Annotated in this window: 24 protein-coding genes and 4 pseudogenes; 13 read left to right on the forward strand and 15 right to left on the reverse strand. The window is 68.7% G+C overall.

Annotated elements, in window-relative coordinates; genetic code table 11:
• Window positions 1-566 precede the first annotated feature (566 nt).
• Both ABZ471_RS30405 and ABZ471_RS30410 read right to left on the reverse strand, forming a co-directional pair.
• Window positions 567-1,577: an alcohol dehydrogenase catalytic domain-containing protein gene (locus ABZ471_RS30405; RefSeq protein WP_359070830.1), complete on the reverse strand. Its 1,011-nt coding sequence runs from the start codon at window positions 1,575-1,577 to the stop codon at window positions 567-569.
• Window positions 1,570-1,998, reverse strand: a complete 429-nt coding sequence (locus ABZ471_RS30410) for a tautomerase family protein (RefSeq protein WP_359070832.1) — start codon at window positions 1,996-1,998, stop codon at window positions 1,570-1,572. Before ABZ471_RS30410 ends, ABZ471_RS30405 begins: the two co-directional genes overlap by 8 nt.
• Before the next feature lie 104 nt (window positions 1,999-2,102).
• Here ABZ471_RS30410 and ABZ471_RS30415 point away from each other — a divergent pair, with 104 nt between their 5' ends.
• Entirely contained in the window at window positions 2,103-2,687 is a 585-nt protein-coding gene (locus ABZ471_RS30415; RefSeq protein WP_359070834.1) for a TetR/AcrR family transcriptional regulator, read from the forward strand.
• 111 nt (window positions 2,688-2,798) lie between these two features.
• On the opposite strand, the gene ABZ471_RS30420 is transcribed toward ABZ471_RS30415, so the two are convergent.
• Window positions 2,799-3,275: a tautomerase enzyme gene (locus ABZ471_RS30420; RefSeq protein ID WP_359070836.1), complete on the reverse strand. Its 477-nt coding sequence runs from the start codon at window positions 3,273-3,275 to the stop codon at window positions 2,799-2,801.
• A gap of 459 nt (window positions 3,276-3,734) precedes the next feature.
• Window positions 3,735-4,181, reverse strand: coding sequence for a cupin domain-containing protein (locus ABZ471_RS30425; protein WP_359070838.1), 447 nt, complete (start codon window positions 4,179-4,181; stop codon window positions 3,735-3,737).
• Window positions 4,182-4,687: 506 nt separating this feature from the next.
• Between ABZ471_RS30425 and ABZ471_RS30430 the strand changes: the two are divergent.
• From ABZ471_RS30430 to ABZ471_RS30440, 3 genes and pseudogenes are all read left to right on the forward strand, one after another.
• Window positions 4,688-4,857: pseudogene (locus ABZ471_RS30430) on the forward strand (RNA-guided endonuclease TnpB family protein); the annotation flags it as partial.
• 458 nt (window positions 4,858-5,315) lie between these two features.
• Complete coding sequence (locus ABZ471_RS30435) at window positions 5,316-5,807, forward strand: sortase (RefSeq protein WP_359070840.1); 492 nt, start codon at window positions 5,316-5,318, stop codon at window positions 5,805-5,807.
• A gap of 219 nt (window positions 5,808-6,026) precedes the next feature.
• Window positions 6,027-6,605 carry a class F sortase gene (locus ABZ471_RS30440; RefSeq protein WP_359070842.1) on the forward strand — a complete coding sequence of 193 codons (579 nt, stop codon included), beginning with the start codon at window positions 6,027-6,029 and terminating at the stop codon, window positions 6,603-6,605.
• Window positions 6,606-6,741: 136 nt separating this feature from the next.
• On the opposite strand, the gene ABZ471_RS30445 is transcribed toward ABZ471_RS30440, so the two are convergent.
• Together ABZ471_RS30445 and ABZ471_RS30450 are read right to left on the reverse strand one after the other, a co-directional pair.
• A complete protein-coding gene (locus ABZ471_RS30445; protein ID WP_359070844.1) occupies window positions 6,742-7,197 on the reverse strand; it encodes a VOC family protein in 456 nt (151 codons plus the stop codon).
• Window positions 7,198-7,363: 166 nt separating this feature from the next.
• A complete protein-coding gene (locus ABZ471_RS30450) occupies window positions 7,364-7,579 on the reverse strand; it encodes a hypothetical protein (RefSeq protein WP_359070846.1) in 216 nt (71 codons plus the stop codon).
• A 258-nt stretch (window positions 7,580-7,837) separates the two neighbouring features.
• Here ABZ471_RS30450 and ABZ471_RS30455 point away from each other — a divergent pair, with 258 nt between their 5' ends.
• Entirely contained in the window at window positions 7,838-8,116 is a 279-nt protein-coding gene (locus ABZ471_RS30455; protein WP_359070848.1) for a ribosomal protein L7/L12, read from the forward strand.
• Window positions 8,117-8,164: 48 nt separating this feature from the next.
• On the opposite strand, the gene ABZ471_RS30460 is transcribed toward ABZ471_RS30455, so the two are convergent.
• The 4 genes from ABZ471_RS30460 to ABZ471_RS30475 all read right to left on the reverse strand — a co-directional run bounded on the left by ABZ471_RS30460 (window position 8,165) and on the right by ABZ471_RS30475 (window position 11,145).
• A complete protein-coding gene (locus ABZ471_RS30460; protein WP_359070850.1) occupies window positions 8,165-8,713 on the reverse strand; it encodes a DUF1062 domain-containing protein in 549 nt (182 codons plus the stop codon).
• 687 nt (window positions 8,714-9,400) lie between these two features.
• Window positions 9,401-9,778, reverse strand: coding sequence for a VOC family protein (locus ABZ471_RS30465; protein WP_359070852.1), 378 nt, complete (start codon window positions 9,776-9,778; stop codon window positions 9,401-9,403).
• A gap of 9 nt (window positions 9,779-9,787) precedes the next feature.
• Complete coding sequence (locus ABZ471_RS30470; protein ID WP_359070854.1) at window positions 9,788-9,991, reverse strand: hypothetical protein; 204 nt, start codon at window positions 9,989-9,991, stop codon at window positions 9,788-9,790.
• Between the two features lie 287 nt (window positions 9,992-10,278).
• Entirely contained in the window at window positions 10,279-11,145 is an 867-nt protein-coding gene (locus ABZ471_RS30475; protein WP_359070856.1) for a hypothetical protein, read from the reverse strand.
• 419 nt (window positions 11,146-11,564) lie between these two features.
• On the opposite strand from ABZ471_RS30475, the pseudogene ABZ471_RS30480 reads away from it, so the two are divergent.
• From ABZ471_RS30480 to ABZ471_RS30495, 4 genes and pseudogenes are all read left to right on the forward strand, one after another.
• Window positions 11,565-11,609: pseudogene (locus ABZ471_RS30480) on the forward strand (hypothetical protein); the annotation flags it as partial.
• Between the two features lie 31 nt (window positions 11,610-11,640).
• Window positions 11,641-11,808: pseudogene (locus tag ABZ471_RS30485) on the forward strand (epoxide hydrolase); the annotation flags it as partial.
• Between the two features lie 111 nt (window positions 11,809-11,919).
• Window positions 11,920-12,558 (forward strand): ATP-dependent Clp protease proteolytic subunit, encoded by a 639-nt coding sequence (locus ABZ471_RS30490; RefSeq protein WP_359070858.1) that lies wholly within the window; start codon window positions 11,920-11,922, stop codon window positions 12,556-12,558.
• A 1-nt stretch (window position 12,559) separates the two neighbouring features.
• Window positions 12,560-13,162 (forward strand): ATP-dependent Clp protease proteolytic subunit, encoded by a 603-nt coding sequence (locus tag ABZ471_RS30495; protein ID WP_359070860.1) that lies wholly within the window; start codon window positions 12,560-12,562, stop codon window positions 13,160-13,162.
• Window positions 13,163-13,285: 123 nt separating this feature from the next.
• On the opposite strand, the gene ABZ471_RS30500 is transcribed toward ABZ471_RS30495, so the two are convergent.
• On the reverse strand, window positions 13,286-13,735 hold the full coding sequence (locus ABZ471_RS30500) for a helix-turn-helix transcriptional regulator (RefSeq protein WP_359070862.1): 450 nt from the start codon (window positions 13,733-13,735) through the stop codon (window positions 13,286-13,288).
• A gap of 141 nt (window positions 13,736-13,876) precedes the next feature.
• Here ABZ471_RS30500 and ABZ471_RS30505 point away from each other — a divergent pair.
• Window positions 13,877-14,619, forward strand: a pseudogene (locus tag ABZ471_RS30505) (IS5 family transposase); the annotation flags it as partial.
• A 61-nt stretch (window positions 14,620-14,680) separates the two neighbouring features.
• On the opposite strand, the gene ABZ471_RS30510 reads toward ABZ471_RS30505, so the two are convergent.
• Together ABZ471_RS30510 and ABZ471_RS30515 are read right to left on the reverse strand one after the other, a co-directional pair.
• Window positions 14,681-15,253 carry a dihydrofolate reductase family protein gene (locus ABZ471_RS30510; protein WP_359070864.1) on the reverse strand — a complete coding sequence of 191 codons (573 nt, stop codon included), beginning with the start codon at window positions 15,251-15,253 and terminating at the stop codon, window positions 14,681-14,683.
• A gap of 376 nt (window positions 15,254-15,629) precedes the next feature.
• Complete coding sequence (locus ABZ471_RS30515; protein WP_359070865.1) at window positions 15,630-16,898, reverse strand: MFS transporter; 1,269 nt, start codon at window positions 16,896-16,898, stop codon at window positions 15,630-15,632.
• 134 nt (window positions 16,899-17,032) lie between these two features.
• Here ABZ471_RS30515 and ABZ471_RS30520 point away from each other — a divergent pair, with 134 nt between their 5' ends.
• On the forward strand, window positions 17,033-17,968 hold the full coding sequence (locus tag ABZ471_RS30520; protein ID WP_359070866.1) for a LysR family transcriptional regulator: 936 nt from the start codon (window positions 17,033-17,035) through the stop codon (window positions 17,966-17,968).
• Between the two features lie 964 nt (window positions 17,969-18,932).
• Here ABZ471_RS30520 and ABZ471_RS30525 read toward each other — a convergent pair.
• Window positions 18,933-19,265 carry a helix-turn-helix domain-containing protein gene (locus ABZ471_RS30525; protein ID WP_359070868.1) on the reverse strand — a complete coding sequence of 111 codons (333 nt, stop codon included), beginning with the start codon at window positions 19,263-19,265 and terminating at the stop codon, window positions 18,933-18,935.
• A 172-nt stretch (window positions 19,266-19,437) separates the two neighbouring features.
• On the opposite strand from ABZ471_RS30525, the gene ABZ471_RS30530 reads away from it, so the two are divergent.
• On the forward strand, window positions 19,438-19,821 hold the full coding sequence (locus ABZ471_RS30530) for an STAS domain-containing protein (protein WP_359070869.1): 384 nt from the start codon (window positions 19,438-19,440) through the stop codon (window positions 19,819-19,821).
• A gap of 43 nt (window positions 19,822-19,864) precedes the next feature.
• A complete protein-coding gene (locus ABZ471_RS30535) occupies window positions 19,865-20,173 on the forward strand; it encodes an ANTAR domain-containing protein (RefSeq protein WP_359070870.1) in 309 nt (102 codons plus the stop codon).
• A gap of 376 nt (window positions 20,174-20,549) precedes the next feature.
• Here the strand turns inward: ABZ471_RS30535 and ABZ471_RS30540 are convergent, their stop codons facing one another.
• Complete coding sequence (locus ABZ471_RS30540; RefSeq protein WP_359070872.1) at window positions 20,550-21,134, reverse strand: SUKH-4 family immunity protein; 585 nt, start codon at window positions 21,132-21,134, stop codon at window positions 20,550-20,552.
• Window positions 21,135-21,344 lie beyond the last annotated feature (210 nt).

Here is a 21,344-nt window from a genome sequence, read left to right on the forward strand (position 1 = left end):
TCGGTGGGGATCGCCTCGTACAGGTCCAGGGTGCGGCGGCGGACCAGGCGGGTGCGGTAGTCGCCGGGCAGTCCGGTCAGGGCGGCGACCGTACGGCGGCACGCCTCTTCGCCGTCGCGGTCGTGGTGACGACCGGCGGCGCTGTCGATGTGCAGCAGGGTGCGCGTCATGGTGCTGCTGGTCGGTGCGGTCAGTTCCAGGGCGCGCTGACGGCTTTCATGTGCGGAGCGGGTGTCTGGGAGCGTGGTGTAGGCGTGGCTGAGGTGGACGTGGGGTTTCTGCTCGCCGTACGTCAGCCGTGTGTTCGACCGTTCCCCTTCGGGTAGCCGGTTCATGATGGCGTCGGCCGCCGCGAGTGTGGCGCGGGCCTGCTCGGGCTGGTGGTTGAGGGCGTAGGCACGGGCGGCGACGGCGGCCGACAGGGTCACCGGGGCCGTGGGGCGGGTGCCGGCGGCGCGGCGGGCCTGTTCGGCGAGGTCGGCCGACGCTTTCGGGGCGCCGTAGTTGAGCGGGACCACGCGTTCATCGGCGTTCTCGGTGTGGCGGGGGTGGTGCGGTCGGGCGGCTCAGTCGATGGTGCGTACGAAGACGGGTTTGAGGTGGTTCTCCGGGAGTGCGTCAGGGAGTTGTTCCCAGCCGAGGATGTGGGAGACGACGCGTTCGGGCGCGACCTTCCCCGTGAGGGCGAGGTCGAGGGCGTCGGGTATGTGCGCGCGGACGTTGTCGCGGGCGATGCGCAGGGTGACGCCGGTGAGGTACATGTCGAGCAGCGGCAGTTCGCCGGGCCGGAAGTGGTTGCCCCCTGATTCGCAGATGCCTTCGGGGGCGAGGGAGTGCACGGTGATGGCGAGTTGGTCGACGCGTCCGGTGGCCTCGACGGCGAGGTCGAAGCCGTGCCGTACCGGTTCGAGGGTCTCGGCGGTGCGGGCGCCGTAGCTCTCGGCGAGGGCGCGGTGCGTGGGGTCGGGGTCGACGTAGAGGATGTCGGAGGCGCCGAGCGCGCGGGCGATGTCGCACACGTACAGACCGATGCTGCCGCGCGCGACGACAAGGACGCGTGCTCCGGGGCGGGACTTGAGGTGCGGGGCGACCAGGCGCCAGGACAGGGACCAGTTGTCGCTGGCTGAGGCCATGGCGACCGGGTCGAGCCCTGCGGGCATCGGCACCAGCATGGCGTCCGCGTACGGGACGCGGACCAGGTCGGAGAAGAGTCCGCCCCAACTGCCGCCGATCGGCGCGCCGTACATGGCCATGTGTGGCACGGAGCCGCAGTGGGCGGTCAGTCCGGCGCGGCAGTGGTCGCAGGTGCCGCAGTTGATCGACCAGGGGACGACCACCAGGTCGCCCGGGGCTACTGCGGTCACCGCGTCGCCGGCGTCGACGACCCGGGCCACGCATTCGTGCCCGAGTGCGAACGGCGGGTCGATGAAGCCGTGCCCGGCCAGGATCATGGAGTCCACGTCGCAGGAGGTGGCCGCGATCGGTGCGACGATCGCCTCGTCGGCCGACTGGACCCGGAGTTCGGGGGCCTCGCGCCACTCGACGGTGCGCCGCGCGACGTACGTCAGCTCACGCATCGGCCTGTCCCTTCGCGAGGGTCACGAGGTCGGCGTGTCGGATCACGGAGCCGCCGGCACCCCAGGTGCCGTCGGGCTGCTCGTGGACCAGTACCCACACACGCAGCGCCTCGGCCGGGGACAGCCCGGCGGCCGCGAGCACGGTCTTGGTGGCGTCCTCGGCAAGGCCAGTTCTGCGGCGCTCGGACAGCGCGCCCTGGGGAACCGTCACCTCCACGAGGAAGCGGGGCGCGTCGTCCTCCGCGGTCGCCTGAGCCCCCTCGGGCAGTTCGGTCAGGTAGCTCCACGCCTGGGCACGGAAGAAGGCGGTGTCCGGCGCGCCCTCCCAGTGCAGCAGCACCCGGGCGAGGTCACGCTGAACGGTCGTACGTCCCTGATCGGTGAGCGCACCGGTCGGGACGGTCAGCCTGATCATCGGCACGGCAGCTCCTCCATCTCGCGACACCGTCGCGCTATGACGGTCGTTATAGGTGATGGTCACGCTAGACTATGACGAGTGTTATAGCCAGAGGAGAGTGGAGACAGGTGTCCAAGAGCAGCACGCCGTCCCGCGAGCGGATCGTGGCCGGCGCCGCGGACATGATCAGCCGGCGCGGTCTGAGCGCCACGAGCATCCGGGAGATGGCCAAGCACGCCAAGGCGCCGCTCGGTTCCACCTATCACTACTTCCCCGAGGGCAAGCAGCAGCTGGCCTCGGAGGCGGTCCGCCACACGGGCGATTGGGTGGCTCGCAGCCTGCGCAAGGAGCTGGAAGCGGGCCCGGCCGCCGGCCTGAACGCCTTTCTCGCCCTGTGGCGGAAGATCGTCGTCGACACCGACTTCCATGCCGGCTGCCCCGTCCTGGCAGTCGCCATCGAGGAACCCCCCGCCGACGAAGTCCCGCCCGCCCTGGCGGCCGCGGCGGAGGTCTTCGAGCAGTGGGAGGGTCTGCTCGCAGGCTCCCTGCGGGAGCACGGCGCAGACGCCGAGCGGTCCGCGCAGATCGCCACGCTCATCGTCGCCGCCGTCGAGGGCACCGTGGCCATGTGCCGCGCCAAACGCAGCACCGATCCCCTCGACCGTACCGCGGCCCAGCTCCAGGCCCTCATCGCCACCGCGGTCGAGCACTGAGCGGGCCGCCGGCCTGCGAGCATCATGGTGCGACGGCCGCCGGCCTGCGAGCACCATGGCGCGACGGCCGGCGCCCCGCGAGCATCGCGCTCTTCGCCGGCCGGGCTTCCCTTACGCACTCAGGGCGGCGCGGATGGCCTCGGCCTTCCCCTCGGTGAACACGCCACTGTCGAGGAGGGAGAGGACCGACAGCACGCCGCCGCTGGAGCCCCAACTGCCCTCGTCGATCACCCGGAAATTCACCCACCAGGCCGGCGACGGCTCCGCCAGGCCGCAGGCGTCGGCCGTCGCGGCCAGGACGCGCTCGATGACTTGGCTACGGACCTCCTGGCGCCAGTCGCCGTCCATGACCGCCACGTCGATCACCATCACGTCGAGGTCCGGTCCCGCATCCGCGATCAGTCGGCCACCGATGGCCATCATGTCGGGCTCCCGCTCGACGAAGTGCACCTGAAAACCGCCCCGCGCGGCAGGGGCGAACTGCCCGACCTCCGGCACGAGCACGGCGTCGGTCAGCGTCTCGGCCAGCCTTCGGCGCTGCTCCAGCCCCAGGCGGTTCTTCGAGGCGTTCACGGTAATGATGGTCACGACTGCCTCCTATGACGATTGTTATAATAGGAGGCTACATCGGGTCTATAACGAGTGTCATATCGCGGGTGCAGTCTGGGCGGTGCCGCGCGCGGCCGCAGCATCCCTTCGCCGCCCGCTGTTCGGAGGGTGCGTACAGGACTGCTGCTTCCTCAGGCCACGTCCGGACGCTGAACCTCCGGGTATACACGCGCTCACGACGCCGCCGCACGGGAAACAGCGTCTGCTGCCCGCGCATCGTCTCCGGGCAGACCTGCGGGTCATCGACCAGCCGTCGCACCTCGCGCGGCCCGAGGTAGGGGCTGGCTGTACCGCGAGGGCGCGGGAGGTTCCGTCCTGCCTGATGGCCGAGTCCCGGCAGCCGCAAGTCGGCGTAGGGGGTGTTGCGAAAGCAGCATCGTCCGCCCGCGGGCCGGACGGGACTTGCAGGTGGAGTCCGGGAACCCAGGGCGTCGCGGGTCAGCCATTGGAGGGACGTGGGGCCCGCAGGTGTGCCCGCTCCTTCAGCTCCTCCTCGTCGACCAACGTGAGCATCGGCTGACCCGGCGCGCACACCATGGTCACGACGAACTTGGTCGACGCGTCCGACAGGCCGTTGCCGTCCTGGTAATGGATCACGTCACCACCCGGCTCCCAGAACGTCCCACCGGCCTCGACCACACGCTCCGGCTCACCCTCGAGCTCGAACCGGACCGCGCCCTCCATCACGTAGCCGAACGACGGCCCCGAGTGGCGGTGCGGAGGGAGCCCGGGGTGACCGGGAGGCCACTCGACAAGGATGGTCATTCCCGAACCACCTTCGGGGAAGAAGGGCGGAGTGACGTCTTGCAGCAACTGGACTTCGGGCGGCAACGAGATTTCGGGCCCCTCGTCGGCGGTCCCGTTCGCTGGGTTCTTCTCTGACATGCACCACACCTCCGTACCCTGCCTGAAATGGACGATCTTGCGTCGGTCGCCGCTTGCGGGGCCAGTGAACCGATCCACTCGTTCGGCGGTGACCGAGTTCGTCGGTTCCGGGCTCACGCGACTTGCTCCATCATGAGGACCACAGCCCGCATCCGTGACACACGGTGCGCCTGCTGCCTCGCTCAGACAGCCCCGAGACCACTCTGCATCCCGCCGGCGGCCGCCACAATCCGGGAGCCGGCGGCATCGAGAACGCATCGCACCATGTCATCGGCGGGCACCTGGCAGCGACGGCGGCGTTTCGCCGGGTATCTCCGAGGATGCCCGGGCCTTCAGGCCGGGGAGGAATCGGATTCCTGCGGAGCAGGGCAGAGGCAGCTGAATCGCCGCCAGGGCGATTCGGCGTCCACCCCGAGACGGGGGTGAGGCAGCTGCCCACAATGATCGAGAGCGCTCAACTGTCAGTCCCCCAGGATAGGTTCGGGTGCATGATGACAGGAGCGACCATGAGCGAGGATGCCGGGTATGCCCGGTACACCTCCGTGTGCGCCTGTCGAAGACGGCCCGCAGGGCGCTGGAAGCCGAGTGGGACCGGTGTCGGTGGATCTGGAACGAGTGTGTGGCCCGTTCGAACAAGGCTTACGCGGAGGGTGAGGAGGTCGGTCCGGCTGCGCTGGGCGATCCCGACGACAAACCGGTGGTGCCAGTTCTCCCGCCGCTCCGTCGCCTGACCGGTCAGATCGGGTATCCGGACCTTGGTGTATGCGCCGTCGGCAGACAGTCGCTCCTTGACGAGGGGGATTCCCCTATGAGGGGATCCGGCCGTTGCCCGGCTTACGGGTTCCTGCTTCGCAGACCGGCTGGTGCCGAGGTCTCCCCAGGCTGACACGAGGTGCTGCGAGCGGGGGCGCCTCGTAGACCGTTTCCCGCCCGGTCGCCTTTCACCGTTATGGGGAGGGGGTGGTGGGTGATTGGTATTGATGGTCTTCGCGTCGGTGACCTGCGTAAGCAATCAAGCAGGAACGCCAGGGCATCTGACTGGGTGACATATTTGGCGACTCGTCAGGTTGCGGAACTGACGGACTGTCGGTTGCCTCGTGAGCGGAACAGGAGAGGCTTCGTTGGAGGATTCGCATGCGTTACACACAGGTGGGTGCAGGTATCGGCCTGGCTCTCGGTGCCCTCGGACTACAGATCCCGGTCGCTGCCGCCACTGATGACTCAGATGTCCGTATCGACCCGTGGAATGCCTACCCGGGTTCCACGGTCACGGTCAGTACGAGGGCCTGCGACCCTGACGCGGACTACGGCAAGGGCCGGTCGGAGGTGGGAGGAGAGTTCCAGCTCTTCGAAGGCGACGAGGAGGGGGTACTCACCGGCCAGTTCCAGATCCCGGAAGAAACCAGGCCGGGCAGCGACACAGTCACCCTGAAGTGTCCGCCACTGACCAAGGTCACGGAAACGTACCAGGTCACCGGTCGCCCTCCGAGTGGCTCCGTCAGTGCCGGCTTCGGTCCGGCCGAAGAAACAGGCATGGGTCTCGCCCTGGGCGGTGGGCTGCTCGTCACGGCCGCCGCCGGAGGTGTGGTCTGGATGTGGCGCCGCCCGAACGACAACCGAACCTGACCGTCCGACCCTGCCGGCCGGCCCCGTCCACTTCGGCCTGTAACCGGCCCCGAAACGGCATCGATCCGGTGGCCGCGAGACGCGTCCACCGCGAGGCCCACACCACCCGCTGCAACGCACCCTCCGTGAAGCAAAGGCTCAACCGCGATGGCGCCCGGACACCACATCAGTGCTTCCCGAGTTCCGTTCATCCCCGCCGTGCTCCTTCTGGCCTGCGCAATGACGGCAGGTGCGGTGCTGCTGATCAGCGGGGTGCGCGACGAGGAGCCACCGCAGCCATCGGCGGCCCAGGCCTTCTCGACCTCTGCGGACCCCACCCGCCCCACGGTCCATCCGCTGCCCCCCGCGGATCCGGTCCGGCTCCGGATCGCCGCCATCGGCGTGAACGCCCCGATGACACGAGTGGGCCTCGATGCGGCAGGGGCGCTACGTACTCCACCAGGTGGCAAACCCGGGCTCGCCGGCTGGTACGGCGACGGCACGGCTCCCGGCTCGGCAGGAACCGCCATCGCCACCGGGCATGTGGACACCCCCACCGGTGCCCCCGGTGTCTTCTACAACCTCGGCGCCCTGACCGAGGGCGCCACCATCGAGATCACCCGGGCGGACCGGCGGACAGCTGTGTTCGCCGTCCGCGCCGTCGAGCTTTACGACAGGAAGAAGTTCCCCAGTGAAAAGGTCTACGGCAGTTCCGGCCGGCCCGAACTCCGGTTGATCACCTGCGGTGGCGGCTACACCAAACGCACCGGTTACCTGAGCAACGTCGTGGTCTACGCAACGCTGACCGCGGTGACGTAGCCGGCCGAACGGGCTGGATCAAGGTCGTAGATGAGCAGGCGCTGTGGGACAGGGTGATACTTGCCCTCCGCTACGAGGCGACCGTGCTGGTCGCAGCCGTCAGCGAGTGGCGATGAGCAGCGTGGCCGAACGACTCCTAGACAACGCAGAACTCGTTGCCTTCCGGGTCCTGCAGCACGACGGCGTAGTGGCCCATGTCCGGCTCATCCGTGACCCGAAGCACGCTGGCGCCGGCTTCGATGAGTCTCTCCACCGTGGTGGTGACCCGCTGCGTGCGGACCGCCATCGGGATGTCGCGGCCGCCGCCGACCTTCAGGTCGAGGTGTATGCGGTTCTTGGTGGCTTTGGGTTCCGGAACCTGCTGGAACCACACCCGCGGCCCTTGCCCCGCGGGATCGACGATCGACTCCGGGGTATCGCCCGCACCGACAGGCAACTCCTCCTCGGGCACCCCCGTGGCTGCCCAGTACTCCCGCCACGTGGCATGACCGCCCGGTGGAGGTTCGGGTACGTATCCCAGAGCCTCGCTCCAGAACGCCACCAGCCTCTGTATGTCGGCGCAGTCGATCGTCAGTTGCAGCGTCATCTCCATGACCGGAGCTTGGCAGACAGGTCTGACATCACCTTCAACCGGCCGCACTTCCTCTGCGTTGCCGCTGGTCGGCGAGTGCGGCCAGACGGGTTCGCTGTTCAGTTCTCGGCGTCGATCGGGGCCTGACGGGCGAGGAGTTCGGCGAACGCCGCCGACTGCTTCGGCCTCATGTAGCCCTGACGTCCGTACCCGGCTCGTCCTCCGGTCGCGCACCCTTGTTGTGACGTGCGGCCCAGTACTCCAGTACTGCCGGCTCAGCCGCCGTCAGCAGCGCTCTGGCCGGCTCGCCGTCCGTGGCGACCCGGACGCGCTCGCCGGCCTCCTCGACCGCGGCGATCAGGCGGCCGAACTCGGGCGCGCCTTCTATCAGTTCAACGTCCACACGCGCTGAGGCTACGTCGACCACGACGAAGTGCGCCGGCCGCGCCCGCCTGGCTTCGGCGCCGCCCCATGCAGGCTCCGCCGCCCACCCGGCGGGCAGGCAGTCTGTCCACGGCGAGGGTCAGCATCGGCTGGGGGAGGGACAGGGACCACGTCATGCGGTTGTCCCTTCCACTCCGTCCAGCCGCCCGCGCCCGGATCACCACCCGGCGGGCGTGTCCACGTCACGGAATGTGCAAGGGCTTCTAAGATCACGGTCATGGACATAGTGGGCTTTCTTGCTCTCGCACTGGCCGTGCTCGGCTGCATCCTCAGCACCGAGAGCCGGTTCGCACGGGCCGACCGGCGCCTCGCGCGCGTCGAGCGCAAGCTCGACCTGATCATGGAGCACCTGGACCTGCGCGAGGAGCACCCGCGGATGGACGAGGTGGCCGCACTCGTACGCGAGGGAAAGAAGATTCACGCGATCAAGGTGTACCGGGAGGCCACGGGCGCCGACCTGAAGGAGGCCAAGGAGGCCGTCGACCGTCTCGGCTAGGGCCTGTCCGGCGGATCTTGCCGGACAGGCCCCTGGTCCGAGGAGGGCTCAGCGCTTGAGCGTGAAGGTGAAGTCGCCGGAGAGCTTGCCGCTCAGCCGGACTGCTGAAACGAGATTCCCCTCCGTGATCAGTCTCTCGACCTCGGCCCGCGAAAGACCGCACCCTTCAGCGATCAGTCGCACCGGCCGGACAGGGATCCGCGCCGCAAAGCGGACCGAGACGTCGATCACCTCGCGGTCCAGGTGATCCGATCCGCCGGTGTCGAGGCGCCAGGCGTTGTCCCAGTCCAGGGTGATGCGATTACGGCGACACACGACCGGATCCTGGAGCAACTCAGCCGCCAGACCAGGGTCGTTGGCATGCAGCCGGTCCAGCAGCTCACGTCGCACGGAGCGCACGTTCATACGCTCCAGGACCGTGAGCTTTGTCGTTTCCCCGCAAGCGGTACAGAGCGCGAGGAGCCAGGCGTCGATGAGCTTGTGGTTTGCGTTGACGCGGAATTTACCGTTTGCCCGGAAGCGCTCGGATGCACACGCGTGGCAACGGCGGAGAACGAGCGGCAGGCAGGTGGGCGCGACCACCCAGTTGTTGAGCACAGAAATACACCGGTTTCAGTGAGAAGTCGGCAGCAGAAAGGAGCGCGGCGCACATGCGCGACGCGCGACGAATCAGCGCTCGGGAGGTCTCACAGGGTGTACAATGGCACGTCCTTGACCAGACGACTTGGTTCGGCAGCACGGTAATGGCGTCCGGCGGCGCTGCTCCACTGGTTTTCGCGCGCCTCATCGTCAGGTTCTGTCCGGCGGATCATGGACGAAGCCAGAGCCGGTTCGCGGCGACGGTGCCGTGGAATCCTCATGGCCTCGTGCCAATTGAAGGCGCCGGTTGCCTCGCTGGGGGCGGCGGCGTCGGTTCCCGCTGACCTTGCCGGGGCAGCGGGCGGACTGCACGCAGTTCCAGCCGGGCATGGACAAAATCGGGGTTCCCCGCACGTGGCTCGGGTGCCCCCGCCGCACCCCGGACAGCGTGGCGCCGACAAGGCAATCAGCAACCGCGAGATCCGCATCTACCTCCCCGAGCGCGGTATCCGGCACGTGATCCCGGAGAAGAAGGACCACAAGCCCGCCCGCCTGCGCCGGGGTTCACGCGCCGGGCGGCCTCCGGGCTTCGACAGAGAGGTACAAAGATCGCAACACGTTGGTCCACCTCGGCACCGTGACCGCGGCCGCCCTCCTCGTCCGGCCGTGCTCGTGCGCCGGGTGTCGACAGCTGGTTCCCTCTCCTCAGTGCCGTACCAGGCAGAACGGATGTCCTGCCGGATCGGCATAGACACGCCAGCTCCGCCCACCGGAACCGTCATCCAGCATCCTCGCCCCCGAGGCCAGCACCTGTTCCTGGGCTCGGTCCAGGTCTGCGACCCCGAAGTCCAGATGGAACTGCTGAGGCCGGGTCGAGTCCGGCCACTGCGGCGGCATGTAGTCGGCCACCCGTTGGAAGGCGAGGACGAGGCCGGACGGCGTGTGCAAGGTGGCCCAGCCCTCACCCAGGGCCCATCGCCGATCCTCCTGATTGACAGCCCCGCCGAGCAGCATCTGGTAGAACTCGGCGAGTTCCGTCGGCTCGGAACAGTCCAGCACCACACACTGGAGGTCAGCGATCATGGGCTGATCCTAAGCGGCCGCCAGACAGCTCCGACCCTCGATCCGATATCGCAGCGACAGGTCCCAGGCACACCCGACCACCTGGCTGGTCGCGGTGTCCGTCACGGCGGATACGGCGCTACCGTCCTCGTTCTGCTCGGTGAGCAGGGCCTCCACGAGCGAGGCCGTGTCGGCCTCGCTCTGCGGGGCTGGTGCGCGGAGCCGGTGGAACACCTCGGTGTCGTTCGCGTAGGCCGCGAACTACGCGGGGACGTGGTGCGACCCGAGTGGTTCGAGGAGCGATCCGGCCCCGCGCAGGACCGTCGGCTGTGGGGGCCGTGCTGACGACGGCGGCGTGAGCAAGAAGGCTCCGGGCGACGGGGACGGCGGCTCCCCCCGACCTCCTCACAGTCGTAACGGTCGCGACCGCGCGGAAGATCTTCAGCCGGTTGATCGTCCGCTCGACCTCGCTCCGTAACCCGCGTCGAGCCGGGGCAAGCCGCCGGTCGCCGACGGGCGCCTTACCGGCGCCAGTCAGCCTCCAGGTCATGGGAGTCGGTCTTGGTGAGCTGGGTCAGTCCGGTGCCGTCGGCCCGTACCAGGTAGAGGTGTTCGGGGTCCGCGTCGTCGGCACCGCCTCTGGTGAAGACCAAGCGGCTGCCGTCCGGGGACCACGAGGGGTTCTTGTCGTTGAGGCGGGCCGCGGTGATGCGGTGCAGTCCGGTGCCGTCGGGGCGGACGAGGTAGAGATGGGCGAATCCCGAAGAGTCCACGCGGCTGAAGGCGATCCGGTTGCTGCGCGACCAGTCGGGCGTCCAGTCGTGGGAGCCGGACCCGGTGACCGCCGTCTGGGCCAGGGTGGACAGCCGGATCCGCATCACTCTGCTGTGTCCGCCCGCGTCCGCACGGTTGAACGCCAGGTACTTACCGTCCGGGGACCACGTCGGATGGAGGTCGTCCGCCGCGTTGTGGGTGAGTCGGGTGGCGGGGGTGCCGTCGATGTCGGCCACATAGATCTCGCGCTGGGTGCCGACCGGCTTGGCGTAGGCGAGCCGCTTGCCGTCCGGTGACCACGCCGGGTCGGAGGCGCCCTTGGTGCCGGGGACGGCCTTCAGGTCGCCGCCCGCGGTCTTCATCGTCCAGATGCCGTCGATGGCGCCACCGGACCCATAGCGGACGAAGGCCACCCGCTTGCCGTCCGGGGACCAGCTGGGCATCACGTCGCTGACGGTGGAGGTGTGGGTGAGTTTGACGGGCGTGCCACCGCCGGAGGAGATCGCGTAGAGGTCTTCGACGGGTGCGGCCGCGGTGTAGCGGGCGAAGACGATCTGGTGGTCGCCCGCCGCCGACGCGTCTCGTGCGGCGCTGAGGGTCAGGGGTAGGGCCATGGCAAGTGCCGTGGCGGTCACCGCCGCCCGACGGCGTTGCGTTGTGTCGTTTCCGCCGGTCCTGCCCATTCTCCGAGCCCGTCCGGCGGTTCTGTCGTTGCTGGTGCGGTATTGCTGGCGCGTCAAGGTGCCCACCCCGATCCCTCCCTGTGGCCCTTTGCGGGCCTCTCCGGTCGGCAAACATCCCACCCGATGGGGCTCTGGGGGTAGCGGCGGCACTTGGCGGTGGGAGCCCTGTGACAGGTTCCGTACAACGCTGTCACACGCGATGCGATGCGGTGCGGATGCGCGGTGGCTGTGGATCGGGGTGCTGGCAGGGGGCTTCCGGAGGGGCATCGTGTCGTCGGCTCCGGCTCTCCTCATCGACCCACCAGCGGAGACCCTCGTACACGTCCCAAGCCCCTTTCCACGGACCGCACATGTACGTCAGCCGGCCGGGCCTGGTCGTCGTCGATGTCGCGGCCGCCGACGATGACACCGTGCTCGCCGTGTTCTCCGGCCGACCTGCAGGTGCCACTGCGGCACAGGGCGGAGCGGACGGAGAACATCGAGCAGCGCCCGACGGAGTTCGAGCGGGGCTGACACTTCGCGGCCATGGAGGAGCCGGACCTGCTGGTGGCGGACTTAACCGCGTTCTTCCGGCAGTTGCGCGAGAAGGACTGAGCCGTCATTTCTGCCGGTGGCGAATCTGCGGCGAGCAGAGAAACCGCATCCGGGGATCTCCCGAGGTCAAGAGTGGAGTCAACGGCATCCCCGCCTCGACAAGGAGACCTGATGACTCCACTCACCACGCTCCCGCCCCGCGCGGAGGAGGGCGACACACCGCCCAGCCGCTTCGACGACCATCTCGCGGCACAGCTGCTCGCCCAGCGGATCGTCCTCCTCGGCACACAGGTCGACGACGTGTCGGCCAACCGGGTGTGCGCGCAACTGCTGCTGCTGTCGGCGGAGGACCCGCGTACCGACATCAGCCTGTACATCAACAGCCCCGGCGGGTCGGTCACCGCGGGGCTCGCCATCTACGACACCATGCGGCTCGTCCCGAACGACGTCTCGACACTGGCGATGGGGTTCGCCGCCAGCATGGGCCAGTTCCTGCTCACCGTGGGGGCGCCCGGCAAGCGGTTCGCGCTGCCGAACGCGCGGATCATGATGCACCAGCCCTCGGCGGGCATCGGTGGCACCGCCGCGGACATCGAGATCCAGGCGGAGAACCTCCAGTTCACCAAGAAGGCCATCGAGCGGATCACCGCCGAGCACACCGGGCAGAGCGAGGAGACGATCACGCGGGACGGCGACCGGGACCGCTGGTTCACGGCCGAGCAGGCCAGGGAGTACGGGATCGTGGACCGGGTGGTGGAGTCGCTCGCCGACATCCGCCCGGCCGCGTCGCGCCGACGGATGGGGTTGTGACATGGGGTCGTACACGGTTCCGTACGTCATCGAGCGGACCGCGCAGGGTGAGCGGTCCTACGACGTCTTCAGCCGGCTGCTGAACGAGCGGATCATCTTCCTCGGCACCGAGATCGATGACGGGGTCGCCAATGTGGTCATCGCGCAACTCCTGCATCTGGAGTCGGCGAACCCGGAGCAGGAGATCTCGATCTATCTCAACTCGCCCGGTGGATCGTTCACTTCGCTGATGGCGATCTACGACACGATGACGTTCGTGCAGGCGCCGATCTCCACGTTCTGCGTCGGTCAGGCGGCGTCGACGGCGGCGGTGCTGCTGGCCGGCGGAGATCCCGGGCGACGGTTCGTGCTCCAGCACGCGCGGGTGCTGCTCGGCCAGCCGGCCAGCGGCGGTCGGCAGGGGACGGTCTCCGACCTCAGCCTCGCGGCCAAGGAGATGGTCCGCGTCCGCTCGCAGGTGGAGGAGGTCCTGTCCCGGCACACGCATCACGACGTGGCGACGCTGCGCGCGGACATGGACCGGGACAAGGTGCTCACCGCCGAGGAGGCCGTCGCCTACGGGCTCGCCGACGAGGTGCTGAGCCGACGGCTCGCGTTCGTCTGACCTCCCGCGGCCGTGGCCGAAGGCCGACGAGCCGGCCGGTACGGCGGTGTTGCGCCACGTCGTACCGGCCGTCGGTTCGGTCAGGCGGCGAGGCGGGGGCTGTCGTACCGGCCGTCGGTTCGGTCAGGCGGCGAGGCAGAGGCCCTCGTACTGCGCCGTGGGCGATGTGCGGCCTCGGCCCACCTGGCCCGCTCGGCCCACCCGGCTCCGGGCGCACCGGGCCAGCTCGTCCTGGGCGAGCGAGAGCAGGTCGGAGAGGCCGAGCCCGAGGGCCTGGGCGGCGGCCGCGAGCACCTCGGAGGAGGCCTCCTTGCGTCCGCGCTCCAGCTCCGACAGGTACGGCATCGAGATCCGGGCCGCCTCCGCGACGTCCTTCAGCGTGCGCTCCTGACCGAGCCGCTCGCGCCGCAGCGCATCACCGACGAGGTCGCGCCACAGGGGTTCCCTCGGCGCGGGCGTCTGCGGGGCTCCCGCCGGTCGCTGCGGGGCGCGGGCCGGCCCACCGGAACCGGGCGGCGAGGCCTGCGGGCGCAGGGGGATGACGCGGGCTTCGTTCGGCGCATGAGTGCTCACCCCTTGAGCCTAGGGATCCGGGGCACCAGAGCAAGGGAGCGGCGTTCTGCCCTGGGTGAAGCCGTGCGGGCGGACCGGAGGTGTCGCGAGCCGGTGGGCCCTTCCGGTCACAACACTGGGCCGTTTCGTTTGGAACATCTGATCGTTGGCCCGGGTGTGCCGTTGACTAATGCGCACTGGGCGTGGATCGAGCCGTTGCTGCCGGACCGGACGCCGAAGCGGGGTGGGCGATGGCGGGACCACCGCCAAGTGATCGATGCGATCGCCTGGAAGTTTCAGACCAGCTCGCAAGGGGTCCATCTGCCGGAGAAGTACGGCAACTGGAGGGGCGTCAACAACCGGCTGCGGATGTGGGCCGTGGACGGCACGGGGGAGCGGGTGTTCACCGCGCTGATGGCCCCGGCCGACGCCGATGAGGACCTGAACTGGGCTGTCTCGGTGGACTCCACGATCGTTCGTGCCCACCAGCATGCGTCCGGGGCCCGCAAAAGGGGGCCCCGGCCGGCGAGCCGGACGACCACGCCATCGGCCGGTCCCGCGGCGGGCTGATCACGAAGATGCATCTCGCAGCCGTCGGCAACTGCCGCTCCCTGACCTTCCACCTCATCGCCGGCCAGGCCGGTGACGCACCCGCCTTCACGGACGTGATGGCCCGCCTGCGTGTCCCGCGCCGGTGCGGACGGCCCCGAACTCGGCCGGACGTGGCTCTGGCCGACAAGGCCTACTCGTCGCGCGCCATCCGTGAGTACCTGCGCAAGCGCGGTATCCGAGCGGTCATCCCGGTCCCCGCGGATCAGCGGCGCCACCGGCCACGTCGGGGCAGCCGGGGCGGCAGGCCGTCGGCCTTCCACCGGGAGACCTACATGCAGCGCGACACCGTCGAGCGTCCCTCCGACGTGTGCCATGTTCCGAAGACGCGACGGTCAGGCGAGTGCGGGCGCCTTGTCAGCGGACGACGTCGAACACGTTCTTCTGCAGGCCGTTGGCGTAGGCCTCGTGCTCGACCAGCTTCAGCTTCTGGGTGTCCTTGTCCGTGGCGCTGAACAGGCGCTTGCCGGCGCCGAGCAGGAGCGGGAAGACGAGGAGGTGGTATCGGTCGATCAGGCCGGCGTCCGAAAGGCTCTGGTTCAGGGAGGCGCTGCCGTGGACGATGATCGGGCCGCCCTCGGTCTCCTTCAGCGCGGCGACCTGGTGGAGCGAGCGCAGGATCATGGTCTCGCCCCAGTTCGACACCAGGTCGTCCTCGGCGAGCGTGGTGGAGACGACGTACTTCGGCATCACTTTGTAGGCGGCGAAGTCCTCCATGTCGGGCCACACCGGGCTGAAGGCCTCGTAGCTGGTCCGGCCCAGCAGCATCGCGGTGGCTTCCTTCTGCTCGCGGCCCTTGATGTCGAATGCCTCGGGGAGGAATTCGACGTCCTTGAAGGTCCACCCGGAGTTCCGGTAACCGGGCTCACCGCCTGGGGACTCCACGACGCCGTCGAGCGAGATGAAGGCGGTGCTGATCAGGGTACGCATCTAAGGTTCCTCGATATCTCGTATCTGGTTCTCAGCAGGTCAGGTCGGTGCACGCTTCGACCGCACTCGCGGCTGCAACGCACCAACCATGATCTCTGACTGCGGATCACGGAGAAACTCATCGGCCGTAGCCCGTCCCTCCCGGCGGACCTCGGCTACCGGATCATCTCGGGGAGCCACACGCATGCCCGGCTGTGGGACCTATCAGCGGCGCAACAGCGACGAGCGATGCATGACCCGCCCCCACCGGCGATGCGGCATCTTGATGCATTCGGGCTCGGTGATCAAAACGAAACGGCCCAGGCACGGTGAACCACTCCGGAGAAGGGCGGCGCAACCCGATCGCGGTCATGGCCGTGGCGGCCGTGGTGGTCCGTCAGGTGCGGCTCGGTGCCGGTTTCGGCTCGGAGCGATGCGCTGTCGCGCGGCGGGGGAGCAGCAGCGGGGTCGCCAGCAGGAGCACGCCGGCCAGGCCGATGGCCGTACGCGGGCCGAGCAGGCCGCCCAGCACGCCCCAGACGGCCGTGAGGAGCGCGGTCGAGGCCTTGGTCGTCACCGCCCAGGCGGACAGCGTGCGGGCGACCCGGTCGGTCGTGGTGCGCTCGAGGCGGTAGGTGGCGTAGACGGGGTTGAAGACCCCGCAGCAGAAGATGAGCCCGAGCTCGACGCCCATCACCAGCAGCAGCCCTCCGGTGCCCGGCCCCAGGAAGGCCAGGCCGACGGGCCAGATCGCGCGCAGCGCCCCGGTCCCGACCAGGACCCGGTGCTGTCCGAATCGGGTGACGAGCGGTCGGGCCAGCCGTGAACCGAGCAGTCCGCCGATCGATGGTGCGGCGAAGGCGAGGCCGTACTGCCACGGTGTGAACCCGAGCCGGCCGAGCATCAGGACGGCAAGCAGCGGCTGGGCGGCCATCACCAGGCCGTTGAACAAGGCGGTGTTGAAGAACAGTGGACGCAGCGTCGTGTCGGCGAGGATGTACCGCCAACCGTCGAGCAGGTCCACGGCCCGCATGCGGGCGGCCTCCCGGCGCTCGGGCCGCGGTTCGTGCCAGCCCGTCGCGCGGATGCCCAGGGCCGAGAGCAGGTAGCTGACCGCGTCGGCCACCACCGTCGCCACCGGACCGAGGAGCCCGATCGCGGCGCCGCCCAGCGGCGGTCCGATGATCGTGGTCGTCCAGGCCGTGGACTCGAACCGGGCGTTGGCGACGAGCAGGTCCTCGGCCGGCAGCAGCATCTTCAGATAGGCGCCGGAGGCGGCGCGGAAGGTGATGTCGGCCGCCGCGACGACGATGGAGACCAGCAGGAGCTGAAGGAAGGTGAGCACGCCGAGCGCGAAGGCGGCGGGGATCGTCAGCAGCGCCGCGAACCGCACCAGGTCCATCGCGATCAGCACCGGCCGCTTGCGGCGGAACTCCACCCACGGGCCGAGCGGCACCGCCGCGGCCGCGCCCACCGCAGCCCCCACGGAGGAGAGCGCGGCGAGCTCGGCCGGTCCGGCGTGCAGCACCCGGATGGCGATCAGCGGGAACGCGCCGAAGGCGAGCCACGTGCCGAGCGCGCTGGTCCCGTACGCTCCCCAGAGCCATCCGAACTGCCGCCCCGGCCGATCTCCGGGCAGATGTCCCAGCCGGTGCCCGCTCCTCATGCCCGCCGCCCCTCGCCACTCACTCGCACAACCGATCCGCGATCGGAAACATCAAAGCGAGCACCGCACCCGGGGATCAAACAACCACAGGAGCACGGGGCCACAACCAATGGTTGTACCCGTAGGGTGTCGACATGGACCTAGACACCGTCCGGACCTTCGTCGCCGCCGCCGACGCGGGGCAGTTCCAGGAGGCCGCCGCCGAGCTGGGGGTCACCCAGCAGGCCGTCTCCAAGCGCATCGCCGCGCTGGAGCGCAACCTCGGCGTGCGGCTGTTCACCCGCACCGCGCGCGGCGCCGAGGTCACCATCGACGGGCAGGCGTTCCTGCCGCACGCGCGCGAGCTGCTGCGCGTCGCCGAGCGCGCGGTTGCGTCCGTGCGTACCGGCCGCCGTCCGCTACGCGTCGACGTGATCGCCTCGCGCGGCGCACAATCGGGCCTGCTGCGCGGCTTCCACCGCGCACACCCCGAGATCGACCTCGACGTGGTGATGCTGTTCGACATCGAGACGGCCGTCACCGCCATCCGGTCGGGTGCGATCGACGCGTCCTTCCGCGCCGTCGCGGCGCCCGGCCGGCCCCTTCCCGAGGACATCGAGTCCGTCCGAGTGCTCGACGAGCCGCTCCAGCTCCTCACCGGCCCCGCCCACGCGCTGGCGGGCGCCCGGTCGGTGCCCCTCGCTCAGCTCGCCGGGCACCGGATCTGGATGCCCGGCATCGTCCCCGGTACCGAGTGGGCCGCCTACTACGACGACCTCGTCGCCGAGTTCGGCCTCACCATCGAGGCGACCGGCCCCAACTTCGGCTCCGACGCACTCCTCGACACCATCGCCGACACCCCGGCCCTGGCCACCTTCATGGGCGAGTACACCCGCCTAGTCTGGCCCGCGGACCACGGCCTGCGCCGCATCCCGGTGACCGACCCGACGCCCGTCTACCCGCACTCGCTCCTCTGGCACCGCGACAACCCCCACCCGGCGCTGGCCACCCTCCGCGCCCACCTCGCCGCCACAGCGACCGGCCACGACGCCGCCGGGACGTGGGCGCCGGGCTGGGTGATTCCGCGCTGAACGCCGCCGCGTCTTCGAGCATCGTGGCCGGATCGACGGACGGTGACTCGGAGGCAGACGTGGCCATCTGCACACTCCGGACACTCCGGCTGGGCAGTGCGAAGGAGCAAGCCGGGCAGGACGCCGCAGATTCCGCACGCTTTCTCGAACTGTCAGGCGTCGCACCAGTCGATCGGATCGAGGAACGCTGTGCACTGCTGACAGCCCCGAGTTCCGTCCTCGAACACAATCGGCTGCGCACTTCGAAAGTTTCTTGAAGCCAGGCAGCTCAGCAAACAATAATCGGTTGCCTGGTGGTGATGGTGGTGGATGCAATGTCCGGCATGGTCACCCAGGTGCGCCCATTGCCTGTCGGAGAGCATCGGCCGCGTCAGCAACAAATGTGGGGCCTACGACCGTAACCTCAGCCACCGCAGAGCTGAAGGGCGCCCATGCCGCATGGGCGCCGGCCGCGGGCTCATGCCATTGTTCCTCCGTACTCCCCTCGACGCGCAGACTCGCTGCTAACTTCCACCAAGCCGCGGACACTTGCTTCGAAGTGTTGATACACATGCTGTAGGCGTTACGGCGCGCCTCTACCCGCCTGTGTTCTTGGTCGATCTGCCGCTGCTGTCTCTGGTGGAAACCCTGGCTCATGGCGGTGACCAACCCGCCCCCAGCACCCCCGAGGGTGCCGATCGCTGCACCGATTACAGCTGCCACTCCTGCGTCCATGGCACGGCATTAGACCGCGGAGTGAAGCAAGGGGCCAGATCACGCAACCGCCCACATTCAGGAGACCGGCTGTAGCCCGGGGCAGCCCAGAGAAGGCCAGCAGTCGGACCGGCATCAAGATCACTGCGATGGCTTCGGCGAGAGTGCCGAAGCTCCCACATTCCTCGCGGTCGTCCTCGTGCTCACCGCCGTGCAGATAGCCGCCGTCTGCGAGAGCACCGGGATCTCTTCCGGCAGCAATACCGGGAGCTTACCCACGGTGATGGATCTCGTTCGGGTGGCCGCTCTCGTGCTGGGCCAGGAGTGAAAGCAGATCCGCCACGGTCAGTCCTGCCTCGGCCGGGTGCCGCAGGATGGTTCCGGGCTGGATGCGGTAGGCGTTGACTCGGCCTTCACGTGTGTGGGTGAGGTACCCGTCGGCTTCCAGGTCGGAAATGATCTTCTGGACCGCGCGTTCGGTGAGTCGGCAGCGCGCGGCGATATCGCGCATGCGGGTCGTGTGATCGTCCGCGATCGTGGCGAGCACCCTGGCGTGGTTGGTGAGGAACGTCCAGCCTGTGTGCGGCTCCGGTACTTCTCCCATGCGTCTCAGGGTAGGCGTCCTGTTCGCGTAATCCAAAGGGCGAAATAATTTTCCAGTATTTCTTGACGGGTGAGGTAAGTGAGCGGAGCCTTAGAAGCGACCCATCGGGCACCGGCGGGAGGCGGCTATGTCCGAGCTGAGGCTTCCACGGCAACGCGCGAGGGCGGATGACATGACCGTGCACGCAACAACGGTTGATCTCCCCGCCACTGCAGGCGCACCGCTGCAGGATTTGACGATCAATGTCTCTTTGCGCTGTGGGCACGTGCTGGTGACGATCTGCGGCGAGCTGGATCTCTGCACGGAACAGGCATTGGAATCCGCCTTGCGGGAAGCCGTTGGGCGCAGCCCTCAAGGCGTTGACCTCGACCTGACCGGGACGACGTTCTGCGACTGCTCCGGTCTGAATGTGCTGTTGACCGCGCGGCGCAACGCCCTGAACACCGGCAAGGCCTTCACCATCCGCGCAGCCAGCCGCCAGGTCCGGCGTCTCTTGTGCGCGACCGGTACAGGACCACTGTTCGCGCCGCAGCTTCGCACCCCGTACGTGCCGTAGAGCAGGTTGCGCCCCGCAGGCTTCAGATACCCAGGAGGACGCCTTGAGCACCGAGGAGGACCTGTGCATCGAGGTCGCGCAGCTTCGCCGCGCCATGCAAACGCGCTCCGTCATCGACCAGGCCATGGGAGTCCTGATGGCAGCGTTCAGCCTCGGCTCCGAGGATGCCTGGAACGTGCTGGTCATGGTCTCTCAGAACACGAACACCAAACTCCATCAGCTCGCCCAGCAACTGGTTTCCTCGGTGCAGGGAGTTGCCTTGGCTGAAGCGGTGCAACAGCAAGTGGCCGCATCCCTCGCCGCTCTCTATAGCGCCGCAGATATCCCCTCACAGGGCCCAGCAGCCCACTGAGGAGGGCGCCGACGGCTGCGTTGCGGCGTCATGAGATTTGAGGGCCGGGAAGCGGAAAGTCCTCCGCGTACACCGGGGACGACGCGTACGGGACGGTTCAGCAAAGCGGCTGGGGCATCACGAACACCGTGAGCGCGGTGTCTGCGGCTGCGGCTGCGGCCGCGAGGCAGACGCATGTCGTGCTTCGCACTGGCGGCGCGCCCGACGGGAGTCCCGGCCGTAGGCCCCACCCGTGGCCGAACACCCCGCTAGGGCCACCCCTGACAGGACCCGCTCGGGCAAGGACCAGACTCTGTCCTTGCCCGCATGCCCGGCGCTTCCCCGGCTGCGCCGTTGCGGCGCACGTACGACGACGCCCCTGCCACCACGCTCGCTCTCAGCCCAGACTCTCGAAAATCTCGTCCCAGAATGAAGAGTCGTCCACATACGGTTCCTGGCCGCTCATGCGGTTACGCAGGTCGGTGATGGCGGCCGCGCGTACGGCATCGTCGGCCGATTCCAGGGCGTTGCTCGACTCGGCGATCAGCCCGAGGAGCACGGCCAGCGTGGGTAGGTCGTCGACGGCCGGTCCCTTCCACCCGGCCCCGTGGTCCCATCCGTTGGGGTCGTAGTGGGTGATGCCACCGTCCGCCGCGTCGAGCATCAGGTGTTGGTCGTACCAGGTGGCCACGGTGAAGCAGAAGTTCTTGGGCGGGGAGTCGTCGTCGGGGTAGCGTTCCCCATAGATCTCGTCGGCATCGAACGGTTCCATCCCGTCCTCGTCCCGCAGGTGCCGCGTGTCGATCCCCACGACGTCGAGGTGGATGGCGGGAAAGCCGACCGTGAGCAGGAACTCTCTCGATCCGGCATGGGTCAGTTCGGCCGGCAGACCGGCCTCGTCCGGTCGCCAGAGCGAGCTTTCGCCCAGCCGTTTCTCCAGCCACACCGCGTCCGGTATCAGCGGAATGTCGTTGCTCTTCACTGCGTGGCCCCCAGGAATTGCGCATCGTTCGATCATTACCGGCCCCAGTCAATCGCATAGCCGGTCGGCGAAAGACTACCGACGAGATGGCTTGACCTGCGGCTTTGCAGCGCCTTTTCGCATGGACCGTCATCATGGTGGTCGTCACCGGGGGCTACTTGGCGCTGTTCGCCATCGCTGCCACCGGCTGGCGCGAGAAGACCGGTGTGG

This window comes from Streptomyces sp. NPDC005728 (assembly GCF_040630895.1).
In the GTDB taxonomy this organism is placed as follows: domain Bacteria; phylum Actinomycetota; class Actinomycetes; order Streptomycetales; family Streptomycetaceae; genus Streptomyces.